This is a genomic window from Thomasclavelia cocleata (assembly GCF_900102365.1).
Taxonomy (GTDB): Bacteria; Bacillota_I; Bacilli_A; order Erysipelotrichales; family Coprobacillaceae; genus Thomasclavelia; species Thomasclavelia cocleata.
In genome coordinates, this window is record NZ_FOIN01000001.1 from 187,236 (window position 1) to 209,135 (window position 21,900).

The following is a 21,900-nucleotide window of genomic DNA, read 5'->3' on the forward strand; positions in this document are numbered from 1 at the left end:
CTTATAACCTCACCATCACTAAAAAGAAACTAAATACAATTGCATTAAATAAAATACTATCTATCCTATCTAAAATACCACCATGACCAGGTAATAAACTAGAATAATCTTTAACTCCAAAATGACGCTTTACAGCACTAAAAACCAAATCACCAATTTGACTAGTAAATGTTAATACAAAACAAGCTATTATTAAAACCGGATTTATTTCAACAAGTCCAAGATATCCTGCATAACTAATTGCTAAAACAGTTCCTAAGACAATTCCTCCAATCGAACCCTCAATTGTTTTCTTTGGTGAAAGTCTTGGTATTAATTTATGCTTACCTAAAAACACACCAGCAAAATATGCTCCAGTATCGCTGCCATAAGTAGCTAATGCCAATAATAACAAATATTGAAATCCATACACATCACGAAGCGACATCAATGAATGCAGACCAGCGCATACTAATACACCCATAGTAAAAATATAACTTGTTCTTTCAATTGTTAGTGTTTCATCAAAAATTGTTGCTGCAAACAAAGTAATCAAATAAACTAAAATTCCATACGAAGCCAAAAACAAATCATTTTGGTCAAATAAAAATCCATAACTAAAAAATAGAAATACAATTGGATAAACATATAATTTAATTTTAGGACGTGTACAAATATGCAACATCTCATAAACAGAAAGTGCTAAGATCACCCCTATTAAACCTTTGAAATAATATCCCCCTAAAATAACACAAGGCAAGGCCACTGCCATAAGTAAAATAGCAGTAATTATTCTTTGTTTCATTATTTCAAACCTCCAAAGCGTCGATCACGATTTTGATACAGCCAAATTGCTTTATATAATTCTTCATCATTAAAATCTGGCCATAAGACATTAGTAAATACAAATTCAGCATAGGCCAACTGCCATAATAAGAAATTTGATAAACGCTGTTCTCCACTTGTTCTAATCATCAAATCTACATCAGGAAGATCCTTAGTCATTAATTCATTACAAAATAATTGTTCATTAATATCATCCTCTTTAATTAATCCCTCTTTTAATTTGATAGCAATATTTTTACTAGCATGAACAATTTCATCACGTCCACCATATATAAAAGCAAAACATAATTTTAAACCAGTATTATCTTTAGTCTTTTCAATTGCTGTATTAATGATATCCTGTGTTTCTTGAGGGGCCATATCTAAATGACCAATTGTACAAATTTTAACGTTATTTTCCATCAATTCTTTCATATAAGCCTCAAAAAAATCCTTTGGTAACTTAAAAATATATTGTACTTCTTTTTCAGGACGAGCAAAATTTTCTGTTGAAAAAGCATATACTGTCATCGCTTCAACCTTCAACTCATTACACTTTAAAGCAATATTACGAATTGTCTTGGTTCCTTCATGATGACCATAAGTACGTGGCATTTTTCGTTTTTTAGCCCAGCGCCCATTTCCATCCATAATAAATGCTATATGTTTAGGTATATTATCTAAATCAAGATTATGATAATCATTACCTTCTACTTTATCTTTTTTAAAAAACATTTGTTGACCTCCTGTTTAACTACTCGAGATTATACCATAAATTCCTCATAAAAAAAAGGCTTTCAAAATTTCTCTTTCAAGCAAATTAAAAAGGTGCTAAATTTTACTTTAGCATCCTCATTATTATACTGTCAAAATCTCTTTTTCTTTAACCTTAGCAATTTCATCAATTTCTTTAACAAATTTATCAGTTAATTTTTGTATTTTTTCTTGTCCAGCCTTTATCTCATCTTCACTTCCATCAATTTTTTTTATTTCATCATTACCATCACGACGAATATTACGAATTGATACCTTAGCATTTTCAGCAAATTTCCAAACTTGTTTAGCAAACTCTTTACGACGTTCTTCTGTCAAAGCTGGTACCATGATTCTAATAATTTCACCATCATTTTGAGGAGTCAATCCTAATTCAGCTTCATAAATACCATGTTCAATATCCTTAATGCTAGATTTATCATATGGCTTAATAACCAATTGACGACCTTCAACTACTGAAATACCTGCTATTTGATTAACTGGTGTTGGTGAACCATAATAACTAACCATAACTCGATCAAGCATTGCTGGATTAGCACGACCTGTTCTAACAGTAGTTAAATCACGTTGGAAAGACTCAATAGTTTTATTCATTCTTTCAGTTGTATCTTCTAAAATCATATCTATCATTTTATTTTCCTCCTGTAATAGTTGTTCCAATTTTATCGCCATTACATGCTTTAGCAATATTTCCATCTTCAGACATATTAAATACGCATAAATCAATATTATTATCTTTACATAAAGTAATAGCTGTTTGATCCATAATTTTCAAATCTTTTTGTAAGACATCAAAATATGAAATTTCTTCAAAACGTATAGCACTAGAATCCACTTTAGGATCAGCAGAATATACACCATCAACTCCATTTTTTGCCATTAAAATCACATCAGCGTTAATTTCTGCTGCTCTTAAAGCTGCAGTTGTGTCGGTTGTAAAAAAAGGACTCCCTGTACCAGCTCCAAATATTACGATTCTTCCTTTTTCTAAATGACGGATAGCTCTTCTTCTAATATAAGGTTCTGCTACCTGACGCATTTCAATTGCAGAAAGAACCCTAGTTGGAACATCTATAGCCTCTAAAGCATTTTGTACTGCTAAACCATTCATTACTGTTGCCAACATTCCCATGTAATCAGCACTAGAACGATCCATTCCCATATCAGCACCAGTTTTACCACGCCATAAGTTTCCTCCGCCACATACAATTGCAATTTCAACACCCAAGTTCTTGGCGTCTTTAATTTGACGTGCAATATCAGCTACAGTTAAAGCACTTATTCCTGTCTTTTCTTCACCAGCTAAAGCCTCACCACTTAATTTCAATAATACCCGCTTATACTTCATATTAATCTCCTTTTTTATAATTTCTTTAAAAAGATTTATGCATAATTTTGCATTTATCATCAACAATAATGATTACTTTTTCTCTAAAAAATTTATCATATTTTCTTCCTTTAGTCAAGGTACAATAGGCAGGTAAAAGAGTACACTGTGATTCGAAAATAAATTTGTCTCAACTTATCAAAAATGACTTTGTCCCATTTATGTTGAGAAAACTTATTGATAATGAGCATTTCTAAGTTATACTATTTCATCAAAAAAAGGTATATCGTTCCTTGTTTTTTACCTTTTTGATGATTTATTAGGTTCTTAGGAATCGAGGCTCATTGTCAATAAGGAAATTGGAATAAATTTTGGATATTTTCAAATTCGCTTGACATGAATCGTTTTGTAATTACTTGAATTTCATCATTGTCATTACTCTTTCTCAGTTTCAAGAGAAGGCTTGAATCTTTTGTTTTTCACTTGATATATTACAATTGCGTAAAATAGAATCCAAAATCCCTCAGTATATGTTTTTTTATTCTGTAAGTCATTCCAATACCAAACTCCAACTAAAATTCCACATCTGTTTTATGGTAATAGTTACAAAAACAAGAATGGATAATTTCACTGAATCAATCAAAACATATGTCATGCCCAGAATACAAAGTAAGAACCTTGAAAACACTAAATTTTCAAGGTTCTTATTTAATATTTACAAAAATAAAATTATTTTCCCATTTGAGCAGCTACTTCTTCAGCAAAGTTTTCTTCTCTTTTTTCCATTCCTTCACCAACTTGGAATCTTACCATACTTAAAACTTTACCTTCACCTAAGAATTTAGCTACAGTTTCGTCAGGATTTTTAATAAATTCTTGATCAACTAAACACATTTCTTTTAAATTTTTGTTTAATCTACCCTCAACCATTTTTTCAACAATATTTTCTGGTTTAGGTTTAGCAGCTTGAGCATTTTCTTCCATTGCTTGAGCTTTTAATACTGCTAATTCATGATCTAATACTTCTTGAGGAATAGCAGTTCTATCAATATATTGAGGATTTGAAGCAGCCACATGCATAGCAACATCACGAGCTTTTTCTGCAGTAGAGTTAGCAACTTTAACGATCGCTGTCATTTTTCCACCCATATGAGAATAAGCACCAAATACTTCATCATCTTCTTTAGTTAATACTTCAAATCTTCTAAAACTTAATTTTTCACCAATTTTTCCACTAGCTTCAGCAATAACTGTTTCTAAATTTTTACCATCCAATTCAACATTTAATGCTGCAGTTAAATCAGCTGGTTTGTTAGCTGCAACAGTTTCACAAATCAACTTAACTAACCCTTGGAATTCTGCGTTTTTAGCTACGAAATCTGTTTCAGAGTTAACTTCAACGATTGCTGCAGTATTTCCATCTACTACAAAAGCTGATAAACCTTCTGCTGCAATACGATCAGCTTTTTTAGCAGCCTTAGCAATACCTTTTTCTCTTAACCAGTCAAATGATTTTTCAATATCACCTTCACAAGCTTCTAAAGCTTTTTTACAGTCCATCATTCCAGCACCAGTTTTTTCACGTAATTCTTTTACTAATTTTGCACTAATTGCCATTTTATTATCTCCTTTATTATATATTTTTATTTAAAAAGGAAAAGCCATGCTTTCCCTTATTCTACAGAATTATTTTTCAGTTCCAGCTGCGTTATCTTTATTTGGTCTTGGAGCATTATTTCTTCTAGGATTAGGTCTTCCACCTTTATTTCTAGGAGCTCTTCTTTGATTGTTTTCAACTGAAGTGATTGCATCATTCATAGATACTTCTTTATCATCTTCATCTTTAATGTACGCTACAGTTAAAGGTTCATTTTTTGCTTCACAAATTGCATCAGCCATTGCAGCAACAATTAATTTAACTGCTCTAATAGCATCATCATTAGCTGGGATAACATAATCAACTTCATCAGGATCACAGTTAGTATCAACAATACCAAATACTGGGATTCCTAAAATTCTTGCTTCAGCAACTGCATTATGTTCAGCTTTTGGATCAACAACGAATAAAGCATTAGGTAATCTTCTCATTTCTTTGATACCACCTAAGTTCTTTTCTAACTTAGCAGCTTCTTTTTTAAGCAATATAACTTCTTTTTTTGGTAATAATTCAAAAGTACCATCAGCTTCCATTTTTTCTAATTCAATTAATCTTCTAATTCTTTTTTGAATTGTCTTAAAGTTTGTTAAAGTTCCCCCTAACCAGCGAGAATTAACATAAAAACTTTCTGAACGGATAGCTTCTTCTTTTACAGCTTCTTGAGCTTGTTTTTTAGTACCAACAAATAATACTTTTCCACCTTTAGCAGCGATTTCATTCATTGCTTTATAAGCTTCATCAATTTTTTTAGATGATTTTTGTAAATCAATAATATAAATTCCATTTCTTGCTGTAAAGATGTATGGAGCCATTTTAGGATTCCATCTTTTTGTTTGATGTCCAAAATGAACACCTACTTCTAATAATTTTTTCATTGAAATTACTGACATTGTAACTTCCTCCTTTTTGTTTTTCCTCCATTATTTCGAACACTTATCACCTAATCAGGCACTAGATAAGTGAATTCATAATGTGTGTATTTTCATACCTGACATATTCTATCATAAAAAACCTAGCCATACAAGCATATTTTTTTAATTTTCTTTATTTTATCTACTTCGTGGATGTGCACACAAATATACTTCTTTTAAATGATCTTTTGTAATATGAGTATATATTTGTGTTGTAGCTAAATTTTCATGCCCTAAGAGTTCTTGCACAGTTCTAATATCAGCTCCAGCATTTAATAAATGTGTTGCAAAAGAATGACGAATAGTATGTGGATGAATTTTTTTAGTTGGATCGTAATGTCGTGTTACTCGATCAACTATATCTTCAACCCCACGATTTGTTAGAGGATTACCAAATTTATTAACAAAAACAAAGTTATGACCTTCATTTTTAATCATTAAACTTGTTCTAGCCTCTTCAATATAATTTATCAGCCAATCACGGGCATATTCATGAAATGGAACATAACGATCTTTATTTCCTTTTCCATGAATCAATAAAATCATTTGACCAAGATCAATATCGAATATTTGTAAATTAACAACTTCTGAACATCGTAAACCTGAAGCATACATCAATTCCAACATTGCTTTATTACGAACCCCTAAATCATCTTTTGTTTCAATACTCTCCAATAAATCAAGCATCTCTTCTAAAAAAAGAAAATCTGGATTACGCTGAGTAGTTTTTTGAGACTCAACTAATAAAAATGGATTATCTAAAATTAATTCCTCTTTCAATAAATAGTTAAAAAAACTACGTAACGCACTTAACTTATGATTGATTGATGTTTTAGCTAAATTTTCTTCATACAATTTTGTTAAATAACCACGTAGCATCAAATAATTAACGTCATTATAATCAGTAATTGCTTCTTGATTTAAAAAATAAATAAAATGCTTGATTTGACGATTATATGATTCAATTGTTTTAATCGAATAATGTCGTTGATATTGAAGGTACTCAAGATATTGACCTGCTAGTTTATCCAAGTTCATTTTCATTCACAAATTTTTTCATTGTATCCAATGCTCGAGTGGCATAAGCTGCTTTTCGTTCTTTCTTTTTTATACGAATCGAAAAATCTGGTAATATTCCAAAATTTGCTTTCATTGGCTGAAAATTCTCTTTTGAAGCATTAATAACATAATTAGCTAGAGAGCCCATAACTGTTTCATTAGGAAAAACTAACATTTCTTTACCTTCTAGCATTCTTGCCATATTTATTCCTGCTACCATTCCACTTTGAGCAGATTCTACATATCCTTCAACACCTGTAATTTGACCTGCCATAAATATATCTGGATAAGTCTTTAGCTGATATGTATTCAATAAATGCTTAGGTGAACAAATAAAACTATTTCTGTGCATTACTCCATAACGAACAAAATTAGCATTTTCAAGTCCTGGAATCATTTGTATTATTCTTTTTTGTTCAGGCCAGGTAAGATGTGTCTGAAAACCAACAATATTGTATAAACTTGCTTGCACATTATCTTGTCGTAATTGTACTACAGCATATGGTCGAGTTCCATCAGGAGCAGTTAATCCAACAGGTTTCATGGGCCCAAATAATAAAGTCTGTTTTCCTCGTCTAGCCATCTCTTCAAAAGGCATACAGCCTTCAAAAAATTTTTCTTCAAAATCTTTTGGTTTTACCACTTTTGCATTAATCAATGCATCATAAAAAGATTCAAACTGTTCTTCATTCATTGGACAATTTATATACTCATTATCCCCCTTATCATAACGTGATTTATAATAAGCAATATCAAAGTTAATACTTTCCTTAGTAACGATTGGTGCTGCAGCATCAAAAAAATAAAAATAATCTTCACCTAATTTATCTTTAATTGCATTAGATAAACTATCACTAGTTAAGGGACCAGAAGCAATAATTGTCTTTCCCTTTGGAAATTCTGTTACCTCTTCATGAATTACTTCTACCAAAGGATGATTAACAATATAATCTGTTATCGCCTTTGAAAAATTATCACGATCCACTGCCAAAGCTCCCCCAGCTGGAACTTGATGTATTCTTGCAAATTTAATAATGATACTATCCATCATTTCCATTTCTGCTTTTAAAACCCCTACAGCATTACCAGTTCCATCAGCTCGTAAAGAATTTGAACAAACTAATTCGGCAAAATTTTCACTATGATGTGCTGGTGTCATTTTTTTAGGACGCATTTCATATAAACGCACCCTATATCCTCTTTTCACTAATTGATGACAAGCTTCTACACCAGCTAATCCTGCCCCAATTATATTTACTATTTTCTCCATTTTATATCACCTTCTATAGTTTATCATTTCTAATTTGAAAACAAAAGTAGAACTTTACGTCCTACTTGATAATTGTTTTACATTTTGGGTAATTCGAGCAAGCTTTGAATTCACCCCAGCGTCCCTGTTTAATTACAACTGGCGACCCACAATTTGGACATGTTTCATCAGTCATAACAGGTTCTTTTTTCTTTGAATTTTTAATATATTTACATTCTGGATAATTTGAACATGCTTCAAAACGACCAAAACGACCATTCTTAAAAACCATCTTACTGCCACACTTAGGACAATCTTCACCAGTATACTCAATTTCTACAGGATCTTTTTTTACATACTTGCATTCTGGATAGTTTTCACAAGCCACAAAAGTTCCATAACGACCTTTACGTTCAACTAGATCATGACCACATTCAGGACACTTTTCACCTGTTTTCTTTGGAGCAATTACTTCCATCTTATCATATGCATTATCTAACAATGGCTGGAAGATATCCATAAAACTTTGTAAAGCACTAACATAATCATCTTCACCTTCAGCGATATCATCTAATTCATGTTCCATTTTAGCAGTATATTCAACATTGATAATATCATTGAAATATTGAGTTAAACGATCACTTGTTAAAATACCAGATTCAGTTGGTTTGAAAGTCTTTTCAATCAATTCAACATATCCTCTAGTTTGAATCGTATCAATAATCATTGCATACGTACTTGGACGTCCAATTCCTAATTCTTCCATTTCCTTTATTAATTTAGCTTCACTATAACGAGCAGGTGGTTTAGTAAAATGCTGACTCTTTTCAATCTTTTTACTTTCTAAAATCTCTTTTTCTGTAAGAATTGGTAATAATTCATTATTTTGTTTTTCGTAAGCCCCATAAACTCTTAGATAACCATCAAATTTAATTACCGAACCACTAGCCTTGAATTCATAACCATTATTCATCATTGAAACTGAAGTTGCATCAAATTTAGCAGGTGCCATTAGCGAAGCCATAGCCCGAGAATAGATCAAAGCATATAATTTATACTCTTCTGGCTTTAAAAACTCTTTTACACTTTCTGGTGTTCTAAGTGCACTGGTAGGACGAATCCCTTCATGAGCATCTTGAACATTTTCAGTTTTTTTACTAACTTTAACTTTTCCAATGTAATCTTTACCATATTTTTCATTAATATATTCTTGAGCACTACTTACAAATGAATCAGATAATCGTGTTGAATCAGTACGCATATACGTAATTAAACCAACAGTTTCATCTTCTAATGTTATCCCCTCATAAAGTTTTTGAGCAATTGACATTGTTCTTCTTGCTTTATAACCAAGTTTAGATGAAGCTTCCTGTTGTAAAGTAGATGTAATAAAAGGAGGTTTAGATTCTCTTTTTTTGGTAGTCTTTTTTACATTTGCAATTTCAAATTCTTTATTTAAAGATTCATAAATCGCACTTGCTTCTTCACCATTTTTAATTTCTAATTTCTTATTATTATATTTAGCAAGCTCACCAGTAAATTCAATTTCATCTTTTTCAAACTCAGCTTTGATCTTCCAATATTCCTGAGGAACAAAAGCTTCAATCTCACGTTCTTTTTCAACAATCAAACGCAAAGCAACAGACTGAACACGTCCAGCACTTTTAGATTTAATCTTTTTTTGTAATAATTTTGATAATTTAAATCCAATGATTCGATCAAGAACTCTTCTTGTTTCCTGTGATTTAACTAAATTTTGATCAATTTTACGAGGATGACTCAAAGCATCAACTACTGCATCTTTAGTTACCTCATTAAAAACAACTCGATTTTCTTTATCCATATCAACATTCAGCACCTGTGCTAAATGCCATGATATCGCTTCTCCTTCACGATCAGGGTCAGTTGCCAAATATATATCATCTGACTCTTTTACTAATTGTTTTAATTCTTTAACAACATCACGCTTATCTTTATTTATTACATATTTAGGTATAAATTTGTTTTCAACATCTACACCTAATCCCTCTTTTCCAGAAGTAGCCAAATCCCTAACATGACCTTTTGATGAAGTAACAATATAATCACTTCCCAAATATTTTTCAATTGTTTTGGATTTTGATGGCGATTCGACAATAACTATTTTTTTGCTCATTTCATTTCCTCCACACGAATAACACAATTATTAGTGTTTTTTATTCTTTTGTCAATACAAATTTAAAAAAAGTGTTTAATCATCAATAATATCATTAATATCCATAACTAATTTTGCACCTTGTTGAATCAAATGATTACACCCCAAAGCATCACCTACTCTACCTGGAATACAATAAATATCTTTTCCTTGCTCTAAAGCATGGCCAACTGTAATCATTGTCCCACTTCGCTTATTTGCCTCAGTTACTAATATAGATTCACTCAACCCTGAAATTATGCGATTCCTCCGGGGAAAATTAAATTTCTTTGGTACTAAATTACCAGGATATTCACTAATAATCAACTGATTATTTTTCATTGCCTGATATACTGACTTATTTTTCAGTGGATAACAATAATCAATACCACTACCTAAAACTGCAATTGTTTTACCTAAATTATTCATTGCGCTTTTATGTGCAATCACATCAATTCCCAAAGCCAAACCACTTACAATTGTGTAATTTTCTTTAACCAAACTAGCAACCATTGCCTTTGTTACTTCAGTTCCATAATCACTAGGATGACGCATTCCAATAACTCCAATACACTTAGTAGCAGTCAACGTTAAATCACCATAATAGAATAAAACAAATGGTGGGCAACTAATTTCTTTTAATGCACTTGGATAGTCTTTTGATATTATGGTTGTATATTGTGATTTTAAACTTTTTAATAACCTTTCTTTCAATAAAACATCTACTTTTTCTTTACACTTTAAAGCTTGATATATTTTATCAAAGTCTCCTTGATATTTTAACGAAAAATATAATAGAATTTCCTCCACTATTTATCACCTCATTATCTTTTACCCCAACAAATATATCATTACTACAAAAAAAATAAACAAATATCATTTTCACAAATTAAATGACATTTGTTTATTTAGAATTCTTTGAACAGGTGCAAAAGATTTACGATGAATTGGACAAATTCCATACTTTTCAATCGCTTCTTTATGCATTTTGGTAACATAACCCTTATGCTTATCAAAACCATATTCTGGATATACTCTTGCATATTCCTCCATTAATCTATCTCGTGTTACTTTAGCTAGAATACTGGCCGCACCAATTGAAATACTCTTCGCATCACCTTTAATAATTGCTTCATGATTTATATAATTTAAGGGCATAGCATCACTTAATGCAAACATATTATCACGTTTTAAGTTCTCTAAACATTTTTCCATTCCCTGTTTACTTGCTTGATATACATTTAACTTATCAACATCTTCAACACTTATAATTTCTATATCATAAGCTAAAGCATTATCAATCACTAAAGCATATAATTCTTCACGTTTTTTCTTTGAAAGCTGTTTAGAGTCATTGATTCTTTCATCATAAAAACCTTTAGGAAAAATAACTCCTGCCACAACTAACTCACCAGCCATTGGTCCTCGGCCTGCTTCATCTAAACCAATTATATAATCATAACCTTCTTGATAATATTTAGTTTCATATTCATAACGTATCATCTGGTCTCTCCCACGTAATCTTCCCCATACTGCCATCAAATATATCATTAAAAAAAACTTCCATTACACGATCATAATCAGTATACCCACGAACTGGTTTAATTTTTCGATTTTTAGCAATATCATCATATGCTTTTTCTACCCAGTCATCATTAAAATCAATTTCAATATCATAACGATCCATTACTCTTTTAGGATATACAGCCTCTAAATATTTAACCGCATATATAAATAACTCATCTAATGGTAAAATATCTTGTTTAATAGAACCAATTAAAGCAATATTACGAGCTATATTGATATCTTCAAACCGCGGCCATAACACTCCTGGCGTATCAAATAATTCAAAATCCTTATCAACGCGAATAATCTGTTGTGCTTTAGTCACTCCTGGACGATTACCCGTAACTGTTGCTTTACGCTTGGCTAAACGATTAATGAAAGTAGATTTTCCAACATTTGGAATTCCTAACACCATTGCCCGCATCGCTCGTGGTTTTAACCCCCGTTTTGCTTCACGTTCCATCTTTTCTTTTAAAATTTCTTTACTGATATTAATAACTAACTGATACTCATTAAAATTCTTTAAATTAACACATATTGCATCTATATTTTTCTTTTTAAAGTACTCAATCCATTTATTTGTAACTCTTTCATCAGCCAAATCCTTTTTGGTCATTACAATTAATCTTGGTTTATTATTACAAATCTGATCAAACATTGGATTTTTAGAAGAAAGTGGAGCCCTTGCATCCACCAATTCAATAACAATATCAATTAATTTTATTTTTTCACTAATTTCTCTTCGTGCTTTGGCCATATGTCCTGGAAACCATTGAATTTGTTTTGACATACTCTACCTCCCTAACTAATAAATTCCATATTACTAAATGGATATATTATAATCCCTTTTTTACCAATAATATCACTATATTTAAATGTTCCAAGAGTTCTTGAATCAGCAGAACGAAGTCTATTATCTCCAAGTACAAAAATCTCATCATCTTTTAAAGCAATTTCAAAATCATTAGTAAATAATTCAACACTATATTTTACCTTTGCTTCTTCAATATATTTTTTATCTAAATAATCTTCTGAATAATATGTACCATTAATATATAATCTATCATCCTTAAAAATAATAGTATCTCCTGGTAACCCAATTACCCGTTTTACAATATCTTTATCTAATTTATCACATCTTAAAACAATAATATCAAATCGTTTTATATCACTTTTACTTAGATATAAGGCATTTATAATAGCAGTATCTTTATCGTGTAAAGTAGGATACATACTTTCCCCATCAATACGTATAGGAATTACAATTTTAGTAAAAACTATAGCAGCAATAACTACAACCACTATCATTTCAAGAGAAAACTTGATTAGTCCCTTATTCTTTGCCATTAGAAAGCCTCCTACAAAATTATTATCAAAATAGAAAAAGATATATCGCCTAGATTAACTTAATAAAATAATTTTTCTACTACTAAAATAATATCTGCTTTTTTAATGTTTGTAAACAATTTTATTCTTATATTCATTATATTAAGATTATAAAAACATCAATTTTTTACGATTATAATCCAAACAACAATTTTAATCTAAAATATAATAAATAATCATTTACTAAATAAAATTTTATAAATCATACCAATACATTTTTAATAAAAAAGAAACGGGAATCCGTTTCTTATTTTCTAATTTCTTTAATTCTAGCAGCTTTACCAGATAAACCACGTAAATAGTGAAGTTTAGCACGACGCACTTTACCAACTTTAACTACTTCAATATGGTCAATAATTGGTGTATGAATAGGGAAAGTTCTTTCAACACCTACTTGATATGAAATCTTTCTTACTGTAAATGTTTCTGAAATACCGCTACCTTTTCTCGCAATACAAACCCCTTCAAATAACTGAACACGGAATTTGTCACCTTCTTTAATTTTTACAAATACTTTTAATGTATCCCCAGCTTTAAATTGAGGAACATCATTTCTTAATTGTTTTTTAGTAATTTGTTCTACTAATTGTAAATTCATCCTTATTCTCCTTTAACAAATTTGTCTTAAATGTTCATTCGATTAACCAGCGGAACATCTGCAGTCTTGCGACTTTTTCATTATAAAGAAATACACAGTAAAAATCAATCATTTTCTTTGATTTTTTTCATCATTTCTAAACTTTCTTTATCAAATTGATACGATTGTAATAAATCGGGTCTTTTTAAATAGGTTTTTTTCAATGATTGATACTTCCGCCATTTACGAATATTTTCGTGATGTCCACTTAATAACACTTCTGGTACCTCATTTCCATCATAACACTTTGGTCGAGTATATTGAGGATATTCCAATAAACCATGACTAAAAGAATCATCCTGATGACTATCTTCTTTTATTGCACCTTCAAGCAAACGAATTATAGCATCACTAACAACCATACTGCCTAACTCCCCGCCAGTCAATACATAATCACCTATTGACAACTCCATATCAACATAATCTCTAATTCTTTCATCAAATCCCTCATAATGTCCACATATAATAATTAGATGTTTTTTATTAGATAATTCAACTGCTAGACCATGATTCAATGTTAAACCCTGAGGAGACATTAATATAACAATACTATCATCAGTGGTAAGTGTCTTTAAACATTCTATAATTGGTTCACACATCAATACCATACCTTGTCCACCACCATATGGATAATCATCTACATGCTTATGTTTATCTTTAGAAAACTCTCTAAAATCATGCAATCTAACATCTACAAGTTCTTTATCAATTGTTCTTTTTATAATTGAAGTATTTAAAAAACCAGTAAACATTTCTGGAAATAACGTCAAAATATCAATCTTCATCAATTAACCCCTTGATTAATTCTACTATAATTACTTTATTATCAATATCAACATCCTTAATAAAGGCATCCACATAAGGAATAGCAACATTTTTACCATTATAATCAATATTTAAGATATCATGACGTCCATTATTATAAATTGATGTAACTATCCCAATCTTTTTACCCTTAATACTACTAACTTCCAATCCAACCAAATCATCATAAAAATATTCATCATCATCCAATAAACCTTTATCCTTAAAACCATAAACAAAAGACCCGATAAATTTTTCTACTAAATTAATATCTTGATTATCTTTAAACGAAACTAAATAATTACTCTTATGAACTCTAGATGAAACAATTTCTAATTCAAGCTCATTTCCTTGATAGCTAACAATTATAAAATTTCCATTTTTAAACCTTTCCTCACCAAAATCACTACTAGATCTAATTTTCACTTCGCCTTTTAAACCATGGGTCCCCACAATTTTACCAATTTTAATTTTATCCATTTTTCCTCCAAAAAAATAGATGTGCTATGCACATCTATAATTATTCATACGATTCAAACTTAATATCTAGTTTCTTATTAGTCTTGCGACCAGCTACTGACATTAATTGTCTAATTGAATTAGCCATCATTCCTTTACGACCAATTAATCTAGCAATATCAGATTGAGCCGAATATACATACAAAACAACTACATTTTCTTCTAAAGAAGGCATTTCACGCACTTCTAAATGCTCTTTGTCTTCAACTAATTCAATTGCGATATCTTTAAGAATCTTAGCATAATCCATAATTATTTACCTAATTTTGAATCAGCAAATTTTTTCATAATTCCTTGTTTAGATAATAAGCTTTTAACTGTATCTGATGGTTGTGCACCATTGTTTAACCATTTTAATACTTCTTCTTCTTTGATTGTAACTTGTGCAGGATTAGTACAAGGATTATAAGTTCCTAACATTTCAATAAAGCGCCCATCTCTTGGAGCTCTAGAATCAGCTGCTACAATTCTATAGAAAGGAGCTTTTTTAGCACCCATTCTGATTAATCTTAATTTTACTGCCATTTATATTTCCTCCTAATTAATTTACGTGTATACTTTAACATAATGCTTCTAAGGTGTCAAGCAAAAAAACTTGACACCCTAATATATTTAATCTTCTCAAGTAATTTAGTCTTTATTACTTATACAATCAATAATAAAAATAACAATAATAATCATTCCTTAATTATTGATTTAAAAAATATACTAGTTATATTCTATCTTAAAAATAGAAAAGATATCAGATATTTACTGATATCTCAAATTTATTTTTTCTTTTTCTTTTTATGACGTACTTTTTTACGATTTGGATCAAATGATTTATTATTTTTAGGTTTTTGTGTTGGCATTCCTATTTCTGGATCAAAATTACCTAACATTTTCATCATCTTTTTAGATTCTTCAAATTGTTTTAATAAACGATTAATTGCCGCAATATCTTTTCCACATCCCTTTGCAATTCTTTCTTTACGAGCAAGATTAATTATGCTAGGATCTCGGCGTTCTTCTTTTGTCATCGAAAAAATAATTGATTCAGTTTCTTTTAACTTACGATCCGAATCCTCATCATTAAGTTTAGGAATTTTAGGCATTCCAGGAATCATTTTTAATATTCCAGAAAGAGGTCCTAATTTTCTTAACTGTTGCATTTGTGAAAGCATATCATCAAGACCAAATTGTCCTGACTGCATCCGTTTATAAGTTTTCATTGTATCTTTTTCATCATAGACATCTTGAACTTTTTCTACTAAAGATACAACATCCCCCATTCCAAGAATACGATCTGCCATACGATCTGGATAAAATAAATCAATAGCATCTAATTTTTCACCAGTCCCAATAAATTTAATTGGAACATGAGTAATGTGTCGAATAGATAAAGCTCCACCACCACGAGAGTCACCATCTAATTTCGTTAAAACCGCTCCTGTAATGCTTAATTGTTCATTAAATGAACTTGCAACATTAACAATATCCTGTCCTGTAAGAGCATCAACTACTAATAATATTTCATGTGGATGTGCAATTTGTTTAATATTTGATAACTCTTTCATCAAAGGTTCATCAATATGTAAACGACCAGCGGTATCGATAATAATTACATCATTATTATTTTCACGAGCAAAACGCATCGCTTCTTCAACAATTGATTCAGCTGATTGTGAAGTTCCTTTTTCATAAACAGGGACATTTAATTGTTCACCTAATGTTTTTAACTGATCAACTGCAGCAGGACGATAAATATCGGCCGCTACCAATAATGGTTTCTTAGCATGTTTTTTACTAATTAAATTGGCAATCTTACCAGCAGTAGTAGTTTTACCTGACCCTTGTAAACCAACCATCATAATAACAGTAGGTTTCTTATCATAATCAATTGTGGCAACGCTAGTTCCTAATAATTCAACCAATTCATCATGAACTATCTTTACTACTACTTGACCTGGTTTTAATGACCCTAAAACATCTTGTCCTAAAGCCTTTTCCTTAGTTGAAGCAATAAATTCTTTTACAACTTGAAAGTTTACATCTGCTTCTAATAATGCTAAACGAATCTCAGTTAGCATTTCTTCCATATTTTTTTCTGTTAAACGTCCTTGACCAGAGACCTTCTTTAATGTCCCCTGCAGACGTTCCGATAATGAATCAAAAGCCATAATTACCCCTTCCTATATCTTCCTTAGTAAATCTAAGTATTCTTCTATTTCTTTATGTTCACTAGATATATCTTCTTCAATTCTTTGAATTAAGTCAAGTCTTTCTTGATGTTTTTTCATTAATTCTAACTTTTCTTCGTAATTTTCCAATAAATGCACAGCTTTTTTCAAATTATCAAAAACTGCATTTCGACTAACATCTAATATTTCTGCAATTTCAGAAAGCGAATAATCCTCATGATAATAATAATCCAAATACACTTGTTGTTTTTCCGTCAATAAATCACCATAACAATCCATCAATAAATTGACTCGCTGTTTCTTTTCTAAACTAGACTCCATGTTATTCCTCTACTAAATTCTTACATAAACCATAAATATATTGGTCTAAATCAAATTCTTGTAAATCATCAACCTGTTCACCTAGCCCAATAAATTTAACTGGTAAATTTAATTGATCCTTAATTGATAATACAATTCCACCCTTTGCAGTTCCATCCATTTTTGTTAGAACCAAGCCTGTTACATCAGTGATTTTTGAAAATTCAACAGCCTGACTAACTCCATTTTGACCAGTTGTCGCATCAATAACTAATAAAGTTTCATGTGGTGCATCAGGTACTTCACGTTTAATGATACGATTCATTTTCTCCAATTCTTTCATTAAATTAACTTTGTTTTGCAAACGACCTGCCGTATCACAGATCAAAACATCGACATTCTTTTCCTTTGCTTGTTTTAAAGCATCAAAAACCACAGCAGATGGATCACCACCTTCATTACCTTTAACAATTTCAACACCAACTCTATTTGCCCAAACAGCTAATTGATCGATTGCTCCAGCCCTAAAAGTATCTCCAGCAGCAACCATAACCTTTTTACCCTCATCTTTGGTAATACGATTAGCTAATTTACCAATTGTAGTTGTTTTACCAGCGCCATTAACCCCAACCATCAAAATTACTGTTAAACCTTCATCAGCATAATTTATCTTAGTTGTCATAACACTATCATTTGCATAAATCACAAACATTTTATCAACAATTATTTCATTAATTTCTTTAGGATTAGTAATATTTTGTAAACGTACTTCATTTTTGATTTCAGCAACAATCTTCATCACCATTGAAACCCCAACATCTGACATAATCAAAATATTTTCTAATTCTTCAAAATACTCATCATTGATTTCTCTAAATCTAGCAGCTAATTCATTGATTCGATCAGAAAAAGTTGTATTTGAACGATCTAACCCTGCTACATACTTATCATTTTGTTTAGCCGACTTACCAACAAACTTCTCCTTAACTTTACTAAAAAATCCCATTTAAAATTCCTCCTAACTTGGATCACTTAAATCAATTGCCTCTTCTAATTTAACACTAACTAATTTAGTAACTCCTTTTTGTTGCATTGTCGCTCCATAAAGCAGATCACATTCTTCCATTGTTCCTTCACGATGTGTAACTACAATAAATTGTGTCGTTCCTGAAAACTCTTTTAGATATTTGGCAAATCTTTCAACATTTGCGATATCCAGAGCTGCTTCAACCTCATCTAAAATACACATTGGAATCGGTCTAACTCTTAATATTGCAAATAAGCAGGAAATAGCAATTAATGCTTTTTCTCCACCTGAAAACAAAGTAATATTTTGTACTGCTTTACCTGGGGGCTGAACATCAATATCTATACCAGTCTCTAAAATATTTGTTGGATCAGTATATTTTATTTTAGCCTTCCCACCGCCAAATAAACTTCTAAACACTGTATTAAATTCCAAATTTATTTTTTCAAAAGTATTAGAGAAACGTTCAACCATAATTTCATCCATTTCCCTAATCGCCTCTAAAATACTATCTTGAGCTTGAATCAAATCAATTCGTTGGCGATTCATATTTTCAAACCGTTCACTAACTGTTTTATATTCTTCAATAGCATCAACATTAACATTTCCCAATCTTGTTATTTTAGTTCGCAATTCATAGACTTCTAGTTTAGCCTGTTCAACATCAATTTCTTCTTGATATTGTTCTACAGCATATTCATAAGTCATTCGATATTCATCATTTAAACGAGTTAAGTGATTATTTAACATTGTTTCTAATTTAGTTGCTTTAATAGCACTGCTATTAACTTCATTTTGAATATCTTTTAAATCTTTACGACATTCTCTTAATTCTACATCTAAAGCTTCATTTTGATTAACATAAGACATTCTAAGTTCTCGTTTAGATTTAATTTCTTCAGTTAAATTATCTCGATATTTAATTGCTTCATTCAATTGATTTATCAATTTACTTTCAGTTTTACCACTTGCAAAATCCTCTAATTCTATATTTTGGTCTGATAAAGATTCATATTCAGATTTTGCTTTAATTAATTCCTCTCTTTTGCCTTGAACAACAACCTCTAATTTTGCATAGGCCATCTGTTTTTGTAATAAAGCATGTGAAACTTCTTTAATTTCATTATCCAATACATTATATTCATTACGCTTAATTGCATATTCTTTTTCCTGATTTTCTAGAGTAATAGCCACTTCTTCAAGTTCTCTTTTTTGAACCAAAGATGATTTTCTACGATTAAAGCTTCCCCCTGTCAAAGAACCTCCAACATTTACAACATCTCCGTCTAAAGAAACGATCTTATAACGTGAAAATGTTGCCTTACTTATTTCATTAGCAGCATCAATATTTTGAGCAACAATAATATTTCCTAACTGATTTAGCACAATACTACTGATTTTATCATCATAACTAACAAAATCACTAGCCAATCCAAGATAACCTTCCATTGTCTTACTTACCATCAGATGTTCTTCACGAACGTCACGCGGCTTCATTGTACTAACTGGTAGAAAAGTTGCCCTACCAGCTTTATTATCACGTAAAAATTTAATTGTCTCACGTGCTGTTAAATCATCAGTTGTAACAATAAACTCTAAAGCCCCAGCTAATGCTGAAGATATTGCCAGCTCATAGCCTTCCTTTGTAGAAATCAAATCACCTAAAACTCCAATAATATTTTTATTACTTTTTGCAAGTGATAAAACTGTTTTAATTCCATGATGATAATTTGATTTATTTTCAACTGCATCAATTAAAATTTCTTTTCGTGATTTATTTTTATTAATTTCGCTAGCTAAATATTCAATTTCTTCTTTCAATTTAGCTAAACGTTTATTTCTATTTCCCTGACTTTCAATTACCTCATTTAACTCTTTTTCAGTATTTTCTAAACGTTCTACACGATCATTATATTCATTAACAATATCACTTAAAATTGCTTTCATATTAGCAATATTTTCTTGTAAATTTTCTTTACTTAGTGTTTCTAAAGCATGTTTTCTTTTTTGATCAACCTCTACTTTAGCTGTTTCTAATTTAGAAACATTGGAAACTGCTTCTAATAGTTTGGTTTGCAGTGCATTAACTTGCTGATCTAATGAAAACATTTTTTTCTTTATCTCATCATTACTATTTTCTTTTAACTGAATATCAGTTTCTAATGATACCTGTTGTTCATTTAAATCTTTCATTGTCTTACTTAGCCCATCAAGTGTTTTTTTAGCTTCACTTATTTCACTAATTAAAACATTAACTTCAATTGCAGTTAACTTATCTTTCAAAGCTAAATACTTTTCAGCTTTATCTTTCTGCCTTTTTAAAGGACCAACCTGCTTCTCTAACTCTGCAACAATATCTCCAATCCGTTCCAGATTTTCCTTAGTTCTTTCCAATTTACGAATTGATTCTAATTTACGTTTTTTATATTTAGAAACTCCTGCTGCTTCTTCAAAGATTCCTCTTCGTTCTTCTGGCTTACTATCAGCAAAACTAGAAATATTACCTTGCGAAATAATTGATAAAGAATCTCGCCCTAAACCAGTATCCATAATCAAATCCACAATATCTTTCAAACGACACTGCTGCTTATTAATCAAATACTCAGCTTCATTATTTTGGCGATAAAGCCTTCTTGTAATCTCTACTTCATTATAATCATATTTCATAAAACGATCACTATTATCAAAAACAAGAGTAACTTCAGCTAAATTTTGAGCACGACGATCTTCACTTCCTGCAAAAATGACATCAGACATATTAGCACCACGTAATGATTTTACTGATTGTTCTCCAAGTACCCATCTAACAGCATCAGAGATATTCGATTTACCACAACCATTAGGTCCAACAATCCCTGTAATTCCAGGTTGGAACTCAACATTAACTTTATCGGCAAATGATTTAAAACCATGTAATTCAATTCTTTTTAAATACATTTATATCCCCTTTTCGTTATCTTAAAATTACTGTTCCATCTTTAAAATCATCAACAATCGCTAATGATTCTACACGATATCCTTGATTTTCAATCAGTTTTCGTCCATCTTGGAAACCTTTTTCTACTACAATTCCAACCCCAGCAACTGTTGCTTTAGCTTGATTCACAATATCAATCATTCCTAAAACAGCTTGACCATTAGCCAAAAAATCATCTATGATTAAAATATTATCATTTTCATTCAAATATTTTTTACTTACTATTGCATCATAATCAATTCCTTTTGTAAAAGAATGAACTTTCGATGTATATAAATGAGTACTAGTTGTTTTAGCAGTACCTTTTTTTGCAAAAACCACTGGTATATCTCCAAATTCAAAAGCTGTCGCTAAAGCAATTCCTATTCCTGAAGCTTCAATAGTTAATATTTTATTAATATTGGTATCTTTATAACGTTCTTTAAATTCTTTAGCAATTTCACGATATAACGAACAGTCGATTTGATGGTTTAAAAAACTATCAACTCTAAGTATATTAGGCATAATTACAATACCATCTCTCAAAATTCTTTGTTTTAATAATTCCATG

The 21,900-nt window shown here is 30.6% G+C and carries 23 protein-coding genes; all 23 read right to left on the minus strand.

Features of this window, described 5'->3' with window-relative positions; translation table 11 throughout:
- Position 1: 1 nt before the first annotated feature.
- Positions 2 to 784 carry a phosphatidate cytidylyltransferase gene (locus BMW96_RS01070; RefSeq protein WP_092351603.1) on the minus strand — a complete coding sequence of 261 codons (783 nt, stop codon included), beginning with the start codon at positions 782 to 784 and terminating at the stop codon, positions 2 to 4.
- Positions 784 to 1,539, minus strand: a complete 756-nt coding sequence (locus BMW96_RS01075; protein ID WP_092351605.1) for an isoprenyl transferase — start codon at positions 1,537 to 1,539, stop codon at positions 784 to 786. Before BMW96_RS01075 ends, BMW96_RS01070 begins: the two co-directional genes overlap by 1 nt.
- Before the next feature lie 123 nt (positions 1,540 to 1,662).
- On the minus strand, positions 1,663 to 2,208 hold the full coding sequence (gene frr, locus BMW96_RS01080) for a ribosome recycling factor (protein WP_092351608.1): 546 nt from the start codon (positions 2,206 to 2,208) through the stop codon (positions 1,663 to 1,665).
- A gap of 1 nt (position 2,209) precedes the next feature.
- Positions 2,210 to 2,926, minus strand: a complete 717-nt coding sequence (pyrH, locus tag BMW96_RS01085; protein ID WP_092351610.1) for a UMP kinase — start codon at positions 2,924 to 2,926, stop codon at positions 2,210 to 2,212.
- A 708-nt stretch (positions 2,927 to 3,634) separates the two neighbouring features.
- Entirely contained in the window at positions 3,635 to 4,522 is an 888-nt protein-coding gene (gene tsf, locus BMW96_RS01090) for a translation elongation factor Ts (RefSeq protein WP_092351612.1), read from the minus strand.
- Positions 4,523 to 4,591: 69 nt separating this feature from the next.
- The gene (gene rpsB / locus BMW96_RS01095; RefSeq protein WP_092351614.1) at positions 4,592 to 5,452 is read right to left on the minus strand and encodes a 30S ribosomal protein S2; all 861 of its coding nucleotides are present in this window, start codon (positions 5,450 to 5,452) and stop codon (positions 4,592 to 4,594) included.
- Between the two features lie 159 nt (positions 5,453 to 5,611).
- Positions 5,612 to 6,517, minus strand: a complete 906-nt coding sequence (gene xerC, locus BMW96_RS01100) for a tyrosine recombinase XerC (protein ID WP_092351616.1) — start codon at positions 6,515 to 6,517, stop codon at positions 5,612 to 5,614.
- Positions 6,498 to 7,802 (minus strand): methylenetetrahydrofolate--tRNA-(uracil(54)-C(5))-methyltransferase (FADH(2)-oxidizing) TrmFO, encoded by a 1,305-nt coding sequence (gene trmFO, locus BMW96_RS01105; RefSeq protein WP_092351618.1) that lies wholly within the window; start codon positions 7,800 to 7,802, stop codon positions 6,498 to 6,500. Before trmFO ends, xerC begins: the two co-directional genes overlap by 20 nt.
- A gap of 61 nt (positions 7,803 to 7,863) precedes the next feature.
- On the minus strand, positions 7,864 to 9,936 hold the full coding sequence (topA, locus tag BMW96_RS01110; RefSeq protein WP_092351620.1) for a type I DNA topoisomerase: 2,073 nt from the start codon (positions 9,934 to 9,936) through the stop codon (positions 7,864 to 7,866).
- A 75-nt stretch (positions 9,937 to 10,011) separates the two neighbouring features.
- Positions 10,012 to 10,764: a DNA-processing protein DprA gene (dprA, locus tag BMW96_RS01115; protein WP_092351622.1), complete on the minus strand. Its 753-nt coding sequence runs from the start codon at positions 10,762 to 10,764 to the stop codon at positions 10,012 to 10,014.
- A gap of 72 nt (positions 10,765 to 10,836) precedes the next feature.
- Positions 10,837 to 11,457: a ribonuclease HII gene (locus BMW96_RS01120; RefSeq protein ID WP_092351624.1), complete on the minus strand. Its 621-nt coding sequence runs from the start codon at positions 11,455 to 11,457 to the stop codon at positions 10,837 to 10,839.
- Complete coding sequence (gene ylqF, locus BMW96_RS01125; RefSeq protein WP_092351626.1) at positions 11,444 to 12,310, minus strand: ribosome biogenesis GTPase YlqF; 867 nt, start codon at positions 12,308 to 12,310, stop codon at positions 11,444 to 11,446. Before ylqF ends, BMW96_RS01120 begins: the two co-directional genes overlap by 14 nt.
- 11 nt (positions 12,311 to 12,321) lie before the next feature.
- Positions 12,322 to 12,867, minus strand: a complete 546-nt coding sequence (gene lepB, locus BMW96_RS01130; protein ID WP_092351628.1) for a signal peptidase I — start codon at positions 12,865 to 12,867, stop codon at positions 12,322 to 12,324.
- A gap of 286 nt (positions 12,868 to 13,153) precedes the next feature.
- On the minus strand, positions 13,154 to 13,504 hold the full coding sequence (rplS, locus tag BMW96_RS01135) for a 50S ribosomal protein L19 (protein ID WP_092351630.1): 351 nt from the start codon (positions 13,502 to 13,504) through the stop codon (positions 13,154 to 13,156).
- A 104-nt stretch (positions 13,505 to 13,608) separates the two neighbouring features.
- Positions 13,609 to 14,328 carry a tRNA (guanosine(37)-N1)-methyltransferase TrmD gene (gene trmD, locus BMW96_RS01140; RefSeq protein ID WP_092351632.1) on the minus strand — a complete coding sequence of 240 codons (720 nt, stop codon included), beginning with the start codon at positions 14,326 to 14,328 and terminating at the stop codon, positions 13,609 to 13,611.
- On the minus strand, positions 14,318 to 14,827 hold the full coding sequence (rimM, locus tag BMW96_RS01145) for a ribosome maturation factor RimM (RefSeq protein WP_092351634.1): 510 nt from the start codon (positions 14,825 to 14,827) through the stop codon (positions 14,318 to 14,320). Before rimM ends, trmD begins: the two co-directional genes overlap by 11 nt.
- A 40-nt stretch (positions 14,828 to 14,867) precedes the next feature.
- Positions 14,868 to 15,116: a KH domain-containing protein gene (locus BMW96_RS01150; RefSeq protein WP_092351636.1), complete on the minus strand. Its 249-nt coding sequence runs from the start codon at positions 15,114 to 15,116 to the stop codon at positions 14,868 to 14,870.
- A 2-nt stretch (positions 15,117 to 15,118) separates the two neighbouring features.
- Positions 15,119 to 15,391: a 30S ribosomal protein S16 gene (gene rpsP, locus BMW96_RS01155; protein WP_092351638.1), complete on the minus strand. Its 273-nt coding sequence runs from the start codon at positions 15,389 to 15,391 to the stop codon at positions 15,119 to 15,121.
- A gap of 242 nt (positions 15,392 to 15,633) precedes the next feature.
- Complete coding sequence (gene ffh, locus BMW96_RS01160; RefSeq protein ID WP_092351640.1) at positions 15,634 to 17,025, minus strand: signal recognition particle protein; 1,392 nt, start codon at positions 17,023 to 17,025, stop codon at positions 15,634 to 15,636.
- Positions 17,026 to 17,037: 12 nt separating this feature from the next.
- Positions 17,038 to 17,367, minus strand: a complete 330-nt coding sequence (ylxM, locus tag BMW96_RS01165; RefSeq protein ID WP_092351642.1) for a YlxM family DNA-binding protein — start codon at positions 17,365 to 17,367, stop codon at positions 17,038 to 17,040.
- Position 17,368: 1 nt separating this feature from the next.
- Positions 17,369 to 18,352: a signal recognition particle-docking protein FtsY gene (ftsY, locus tag BMW96_RS01170; RefSeq protein WP_092351644.1), complete on the minus strand. Its 984-nt coding sequence runs from the start codon at positions 18,350 to 18,352 to the stop codon at positions 17,369 to 17,371.
- A gap of 12 nt (positions 18,353 to 18,364) precedes the next feature.
- Positions 18,365 to 21,310: a chromosome segregation protein SMC gene (locus BMW96_RS01175; protein WP_092351646.1), complete on the minus strand. Its 2,946-nt coding sequence runs from the start codon at positions 21,308 to 21,310 to the stop codon at positions 18,365 to 18,367.
- Between the two features lie 16 nt (positions 21,311 to 21,326).
- The gene (locus BMW96_RS01180; protein ID WP_092351648.1) at positions 21,327 to 21,899 is read right to left on the minus strand and encodes a xanthine phosphoribosyltransferase; all 573 of its coding nucleotides are present in this window, start codon (positions 21,897 to 21,899) and stop codon (positions 21,327 to 21,329) included.
- Position 21,900: the final 1 nt, after the last annotated feature.

Bases quoted from the DNA above. Each gene is read 5' to 3' on its own strand.
- ffh (WP_092351640.1), bottom strand. From the start codon at position 17,025: ATGGCTTTTGATTCATTATCGGAACGTCTGCAGGGGACATTAAAGAAG.
- topA (WP_092351620.1), bottom strand. From the start codon at position 9,936: ATGAGCAAAAAAATAGTTATTGTCGAATCGCCATCAAAATCCAAAACA.
- BMW96_RS01150 (WP_092351636.1), bottom strand. From the start codon at position 15,116: ATGGATTATGCTAAGATTCTTAAAGATATCGCAATTGAATTAGTTGAA.
- lepB (WP_092351628.1), bottom strand. From the start codon at position 12,867: ATGGCAAAGAATAAGGGACTAATCAAGTTTTCTCTTGAAATGATAGTG.
- rplS (WP_092351630.1), bottom strand. From the start codon at position 13,504: ATGAATTTACAATTAGTAGAACAAATTACTAAAAAACAATTAAGAAAT.
- frr (WP_092351608.1), bottom strand. From the start codon at position 2,208: ATGATAGATATGATTTTAGAAGATACAACTGAAAGAATGAATAAAACT.
- BMW96_RS01175 (WP_092351646.1), bottom strand. From the start codon at position 21,310: ATGTATTTAAAAAGAATTGAATTACATGGTTTTAAATCATTTGCCGAT.
- BMW96_RS01070 (WP_092351603.1), bottom strand. From the start codon at position 784: ATGAAACAAAGAATAATTACTGCTATTTTACTTATGGCAGTGGCCTTG.
- trmFO (WP_092351618.1), bottom strand. From the start codon at position 7,802: ATGGAGAAAATAGTAAATATAATTGGGGCAGGATTAGCTGGTGTAGAA.
- ftsY (WP_092351644.1), bottom strand. From the start codon at position 18,352: ATGGGATTTTTTAGTAAAGTTAAGGAGAAGTTTGTTGGTAAGTCGGCT.
- BMW96_RS01120 (WP_092351624.1), bottom strand. From the start codon at position 11,457: ATGATACGTTATGAATATGAAACTAAATATTATCAAGAAGGTTATGAT.
- tsf (WP_092351612.1), bottom strand. From the start codon at position 4,522: ATGGCAATTAGTGCAAAATTAGTAAAAGAATTACGTGAAAAAACTGGT.
- pyrH (WP_092351610.1), bottom strand. From the start codon at position 2,926: ATGAAGTATAAGCGGGTATTATTGAAATTAAGTGGTGAGGCTTTAGCT.
- trmD (WP_092351632.1), bottom strand. From the start codon at position 14,328: ATGAAGATTGATATTTTGACGTTATTTCCAGAAATGTTTACTGGTTTT.
- rimM (WP_092351634.1), bottom strand. From the start codon at position 14,827: ATGGATAAAATTAAAATTGGTAAAATTGTGGGGACCCATGGTTTAAAA.
- rpsB (WP_092351614.1), bottom strand. From the start codon at position 5,452: ATGTCAGTAATTTCAATGAAAAAATTATTAGAAGTAGGTGTTCATTTT.
- ylqF (WP_092351626.1), bottom strand. From the start codon at position 12,310: ATGTCAAAACAAATTCAATGGTTTCCAGGACATATGGCCAAAGCACGA.
- rpsP (WP_092351638.1), bottom strand. From the start codon at position 15,391: ATGGCAGTAAAATTAAGATTAATCAGAATGGGTGCTAAAAAAGCTCCT.
- BMW96_RS01180 (WP_092351648.1), bottom strand. From the start codon at position 21,899: ATGGAATTATTAAAACAAAGAATTTTGAGAGATGGTATTGTAATTATG.
- ylxM (WP_092351642.1), bottom strand. From the start codon at position 17,367: ATGGAGTCTAGTTTAGAAAAGAAACAGCGAGTCAATTTATTGATGGAT.
- xerC (WP_092351616.1), bottom strand. From the start codon at position 6,517: ATGAAAATGAACTTGGATAAACTAGCAGGTCAATATCTTGAGTACCTT.
- BMW96_RS01075 (WP_092351605.1), bottom strand. From the start codon at position 1,539: ATGTTTTTTAAAAAAGATAAAGTAGAAGGTAATGATTATCATAATCTT.